Source organism: Microbacterium sp. Leaf351 (assembly GCF_001423825.1).
Taxonomy (GTDB): Bacteria; Actinomycetota; Actinomycetes; order Actinomycetales; family Microbacteriaceae; genus Microbacterium; species Microbacterium ginsengisoli.
In genome coordinates, this window is the sequence record NZ_LMPK01000036.1 from 60,643 (window position 1) to 65,902 (window position 5,260).

At 72.0% G+C, this 5,260-nt stretch carries 6 protein-coding genes; 1 reads left to right on the forward strand and 5 read right to left on the reverse strand.

Annotation, left to right across the window (positions count from 1 at the left end; genetic code table 11):
* Positions 1 to 799, reverse strand: a 799-nt coding sequence (locus tag ASG00_RS18455; RefSeq protein WP_235559568.1) for a M20/M25/M40 family metallo-hydrolase, incomplete at its 3' end; no start/stop codon positions are given.
* A 45-nt stretch (positions 800 to 844) separates the two neighbouring features.
* Here ASG00_RS18455 and ASG00_RS12250 point away from each other — a divergent pair.
* Entirely contained in the window at positions 845 to 1,420 is a 576-nt protein-coding gene (locus tag ASG00_RS12250) for a DUF3043 domain-containing protein (protein ID WP_056209939.1), read from the forward strand.
* Between the two features lie 42 nt (positions 1,421 to 1,462).
* On the opposite strand, the gene ASG00_RS12255 is transcribed toward ASG00_RS12250, so the two are convergent.
* From ASG00_RS12255 to ASG00_RS12270, 4 genes are all read right to left on the reverse strand, one after another.
* Positions 1,463 to 2,497, reverse strand: coding sequence for a quinone-dependent dihydroorotate dehydrogenase (locus ASG00_RS12255; RefSeq protein ID WP_056209941.1), 1,035 nt, complete (start codon positions 2,495 to 2,497; stop codon positions 1,463 to 1,465).
* A 52-nt stretch (positions 2,498 to 2,549) separates the two neighbouring features.
* Positions 2,550 to 3,023, reverse strand: a complete 474-nt coding sequence (gene nrdR, locus ASG00_RS12260; protein WP_045247244.1) for a transcriptional regulator NrdR — start codon at positions 3,021 to 3,023, stop codon at positions 2,550 to 2,552.
* Positions 3,024 to 3,035: 12 nt separating this feature from the next.
* Positions 3,036 to 4,337 carry a histidinol dehydrogenase gene (hisD, locus tag ASG00_RS12265; protein WP_045247243.1) on the reverse strand — a complete coding sequence of 434 codons (1,302 nt, stop codon included), beginning with the start codon at positions 4,335 to 4,337 and terminating at the stop codon, positions 3,036 to 3,038.
* A 37-nt stretch (positions 4,338 to 4,374) separates the two neighbouring features.
* Positions 4,375 to 5,260 (reverse strand): hypothetical protein (locus tag ASG00_RS12270; protein WP_235559569.1); only part of this gene is annotated, 886 nt, incomplete at its 5' end.

A 5,260-nucleotide genomic window follows, 5' to 3' on the forward strand; every position in this document is an offset into this window, starting at 1 on the left:
GGCGCTCGAACAGGCCGTGCACCGCGACCGCGCCGGTATCGTCCCAGAGCGTCGCGAGGAGCTTGACGGCGGCCATCGTCGCGTCCGGCACCGCGCCCCCGAACATCCCCGAGTGCGAGGCGTGGTCGAGTGTGCGCACGGTGAGGGTGAAGCGGGCGTTGCCCCGCAACGAGACCGTGAGCCCCGGTGTCGCGAGATCCCAGTTCCCGGAATCGGCCACGATGATCACATCGGCGGCCAGCGCCTCCCTGTTGTCGGACAGGAACTGCGCGAACGAGCGGGAGCCGTACTCCTCCTCGCCCTCGACGAACAGCGCGAGGCCGAGGTCGAGGTCGTCGCCGAACGTCTCGGCCAGTGCACGGACGGCGGCGATGTGCACGAGAACACCGGCCTTGTCGTCGGCGGCTCCCCGTCCGTAGAGACGGCCGTCTCGAAGCGTGGGTTCGAACGGCGGCGTCTCCCAGAGCGCCTCATCGCCGGTCGGCTGCACATCGTGGTGGGCGTACATCAGGACCGTCGGTCGGCCGTTGCGAGCGGCACGCGTGGCCAGCACCGCCGGCTGGCCCAGCTCGTCGGATCCGGGGATCGCTGCGCGCACCACGCGCACGTCGTCGAAGACCCCCGTCCCGGTCGCGAGGGCTGCCACGGCGTCCGCTGATCGCTGCACCTGCGACTGATCGAACGCGGGCCAGGCGATCGAGGGGATGCGCACCAGATCGCCGAGATCGGCGAGGGCTGCCGGGATGCCTCCTTCCACCGATTCGCGGAGGGCATCACGTCGGGCGGTCTCGGAGGTCATGCGGGTAATCTTAAGCACACCCCAGTTCGACCCCGAGGAATCACCGTGGCCAAGACTCCCGCCGCCCCCGCACCCAAGGACGCCCCTGCGGACTCCGACGACACCGTCAGCGGAAAGGGCCGTCCGACCCCCTCCCGTGCCGAGCAGGAGGCCGCGCGCAAGCGCCCTCTCGTGCCGGACACCAAGGAGGCGAAGGCCCGCGCCCGCGCGGAGCTCTCCGTGCAGCGCGAGAAGGCGCGGGTCGGCATGGCGGCCGGCGAGGAGCGCTACCTGCCGGTGCGTGACAAGGGCCCGCAGCGTCGGTTCGTGCGTGACTACGTCGACGCCGGATGGCACCTCGGCGAGCTCATCCTTCCCGCGATGGTGCTCGTGCTGCTGGCGATGGTCGTCAACAACTCCACCGTGCAGTTCTTCTCCTACATCGCGCTGTGGGCGTTCGTCGCCCTCGCCGTCATCGACATGGTCGTGCTCTCCGCGCGTATCAAGCGAGCGGCCCGCCGGAAGTTCGGCGCCGACCGCATCGAGAAGGGCCTCGGCTGGTATGGAGCGATGCGCTCGATCCAGATGCGCTTCATGCGCCTGCCCAAGGCCCAGGTCAAGCGCGGTCAGTACCCCTCCTGAGCGCGCGCACCCGCGGCATCCTTCCTGCGACGGAACGACCCGTCAGACGGATGCCGCGGCCCGCGGCAGCGCGCGGTTGATCTGCCGCGCCCAGAGCGGGCCGCGGTAGAGGAACGCCGTGTACCCCTGGACGAGGTCGGCCCCGGCGTCGAGACGCGCCTGCACGTCGTCCGCCGTTTCCACCCCGCCCACGGAGATCACGGCGAACGACGCCGGCACGGCGCCGCGGATCACGCGCAGGAGCGCGAGCGAGCGCTCGGCGATCGGGGCACCGGACAACCCGCCGTCTCCTGCCGCGGCGACGATCGCCGGGTCGGTGCGCAGGCCCTCGCGGGAGATCGTCGTGTTCGTGGCGATGATGCCGGCCAGTCCGAGGTCGACGGCGAGCCGGGCGATACCGAGGGCGTCCTCGTCGCTGAGATCGGGCGCGATCTTGACGAGCACGGGCGCCGCGCCCGCGGCATCCCGAACCGCCTCGAGCAGCGGGCGCAGCGTGTCGATCGCCTGCAGCCCGCGAAGCCCGGGCGTGTTCGGCGACGAGACGTTGACGACGAGATAGTCGGCGAGCGGGGCGAGCAGCGTCGCGCTCCGGACGTAGTCGCCGATGGCGTCCTCGACGGCGACCACGCGACTCTTGCCGATGTTGACGCCGATCACGGGGCGACGGCGACGGCGACGGGTCTTCTCCAGCCGTCGCGCCAGGGCGGCAGCGCCGTCATTGTTGAAGCCCATGCGGTTGATCACCGCGCGGTCGGCAACGAGCCGGAACAGGCGCGGTCGCGGATTGCCGGGCTGCGGCACGGCCGTCGCGGTGCCGACCTCGACATGCCCGAACCCGAGGGCGAACAGGCCGAGCGCGGCGGTGCCGTTCTTGTCGAAGCCCGCCGCGACGCCGAACGGGGAATCGAACCGGAGGCCCAGCACCTCGCGCGCGTGCTCGGGCACCGGAGCGGTGACTGCGCGGGCGATCCACGACAGCGGCGGCACCGCGAGGGCCCGGATCACGAGCATCGCCGCGTGGTGGGCGGACTCCGGGTCCATGCGGGTGAGCAGATGCCGGAAGAGGAAGGCGTACATCGCCTCCAGGCTACCGGGCGGCGGTGGGCGCGCCGCTCCGCCGGCGACCCCGTCAGTCGGCGCGGGGCGCGGGGCGCGACGCGTGGTCCGCGCGCAGCGCGGCGATAGACGACTCGAAGTCCTCGAGCGACTCGAAGGCCTGGTAGACGCTCGCGAACCGCAGGTACGCGACCTCGTCGAGCTCGCGCAGCGGGCCGAGGATCGCGAGGCCGATCTCGTTCGTGTCGACCTGAGAGGCGCCCGTCTGACGCACCGCCTCTTCGACGGCCTGGGCCAGCAACGCGAGGTCGCCCTCGGTGACCGGTCGCCCCTGGCACGCCTTGCGCACGCCCGACATGACTTTCTCGCGACTGAACGGCTCGACGACACCGGATCGCTTGATGACGTTGAGGCTCGCCGTCTCGATCGTGGAGAACCGACCGCCGCACTGCGGGCACTGGCGGCGACGACGGATGCTGAGACCGTCGTCGCTGGTGCGCGAGTCGATCACCCGGGAGTCGGGATGGCGGCAGAACGGGCAGTGCATGGCAGCGACAGACTACGCCTCGAAGCGGGCCTCGACGGCCTCGCCGTGCGCGGGGAGATCCTCCGCATCGGCGAGGGTGACGATCCCCCAGCGCACCTGCTCGAGCGCGTCGCGATCGTAGGTGATGACCTGCTGCGGGCGCAGGAACGTCGCCGCCGACAGGCCGGCGGCGTAGCGGGCCTGCCCCCCGGTCGGAAGCACATGGTTCGAGCCGGCGAGGTAGTCACCCAAGCTCACCGGTGAGTACGGGCCGACGAATATCGCTCCCGCGTTGACGAAGTCGGTGGGATCCGGCGCGACCAGGTGCAGCTCGAGGTGTTCGGGCGCGTAGGCGTTGCTGAACGCGGTGGACTGCTCGAGACCGTCGGTCAGCACGATCGCCGACTGATCGCCGTTCAGCGCTGCCCGGGCGCGATCGCCGTGCTTCGTGACCGAGACGCGACGCTCAACGGCGTCGCGCACGGCATCGGCGAGCGGCTCGCTGTCGGTGACGAGCACCGCGGACGCCTGCTCATCGTGCTCGGCCTGACTGACGAGGTCGGCCGCCACCAGGTCGGCGTCGGCGTCGCCATCGGCGACGATGAGGATCTCGGTCGCGCCGGCCTCGGCATCGGTACCGACAAGACCGGCGACCGCGCGCTTGGCGGCGGCGACGAAGTTGTTGCCCGGCCCGGTGACCACATCGACCGGGTCGAGGTCGAGCGTCGCGACACCGTGCGCGAAGGCGCCGATCGCGCCGGCACCGCCCATGGCATAGACCTCGTCGACGCCGAGGAGAGCTGCGGCCGCCAGGACGACCGGGTGCACCCGCCCGCCGTGCTCCCGCTGCGGGGGCGAGGCGAGCGCGACGACGCCGACGCCGGCGACCTGAGCGGGAACGACGTTCATCACGACGCTCGACGGGTAGACCGCTTTGCCGCCCGGAACGTACACACCCACGCGACGGACCGGCTGCCAGCGCTGGGCGACCACGGCACCGTCACCCAGCTCGACCGCCGAGGATGCGGGAATCTGAGCCGCCGATGCCCGGCGGACACGGGCGATCGCGATCTCCAGCGCCGATCGCACGGGCGTCTCGAGACCATCGAGCGCCTCGGTGAGGTGGTGGGCGGGAACCCTGATCGCGTGGTCGGTGACCCCGTCGAACCGGTCGGCCTGCTCCCGCAGCGCGTCTTCACCGCGGTGTGCGACGTCCTCGACGAGAGCGGATGCCGCGGCGAGGGCCTCGGCGCGGGCGGCCGTGGCGCGGGGCACGGCGGCGAGCAGGTCGGCGGTGCCGAGGTGCCGGCCGCGCAGGTCGATGGTGCGGAGCATCCCTCCAGCTTATCCGGCGCGCCGTCGCACGAGCGGATCAGCCGCGGACAGCCCCCGCCGACTCGTGGAGGAAGCCGACTCGGCCGTCGTCATGTCGGACGACGAAGACACCGTCGCGGTCCTCGATCACGAGCGCCCATGCGGCCGGACCGACGGTGAACACGGGCGCACCCTCGGCATCGACCACCGTGCGCTCGTCGGGGAGCAGCGCCCAGAAGGGCTGGCCCGTGCGCACGGCATTCGGCGTCGGCTCGGGGGCGGCCACACCCACGGCCGGCGCGACGGTGGGTGAGGCGACGACCGGCGCGGCGGTCTCGCCTGTCGCGACCGACCGGGCGACGACCGCCACCCGTGCGGGGCGCGGTGCGACGGGCCGGACGGGGGCGGCCGCCGGATGGGCGTCGGCACGCTCGCGTCCCCGGAAATCGTCCCTGGCGAACGGGATCAGCGGTGCCGCGACTGTCAGCGCGACACCCGCGAGGGCGAGCACGATCTCGATCCAGATCACGGGGGCAAATGGTGCGCCGCCGTACGTGCGCACCACAGCGGCGGCGTTCCAGAGCTGGGCGAGCCAGGCGACGAGCGAGATCGAGAACGCCACGGAGGCGAACTGGTCGAGGCCGAGCGAGCCGACGCGTCGGATCGCACCCGGCGAGAGCCGCCGCAGCGCGAGGAGGCCGACCGCCACGGTGGGAACGGCGATGGTCAGCACCCAGTCCAGGCCCACCGCCCAGATCGGGTAGGGCAGCGGCGGAAGATAGGGCAGGAAGGAGATCACGAACGCGAGGAACCAGACACCCCCGAGCACGACCTCGCGCACCGAGAACGGCCCGACACCGATCGGCGACGCGACCGGGACGAGCGACTCCGAGCGATCCGGTGCGGCTGCCCCCGTCTCGACCGGTGCGGGTAAGGTCGTTGCG

What these genes read in the sequence shown, in the direction of transcription:
- hisD (WP_045247243.1), bottom strand. Translation starts at nt 4,337, where the DNA reads ATGCTCCGCACCATCGACCTGCGCGGCCGGCACCTCGGCACCGCCGAC.
- nrdR (WP_045247244.1), bottom strand. Translation starts at nt 3,023, where the DNA reads ATGCACTGCCCGTTCTGCCGCCATCCCGACTCCCGGGTGATCGACTCG.
- ASG00_RS12255 (WP_056209941.1), bottom strand. Translation starts at nt 2,497, where the DNA reads ATGTACGCCTTCCTCTTCCGGCATCTGCTCACCCGCATGGACCCGGAG.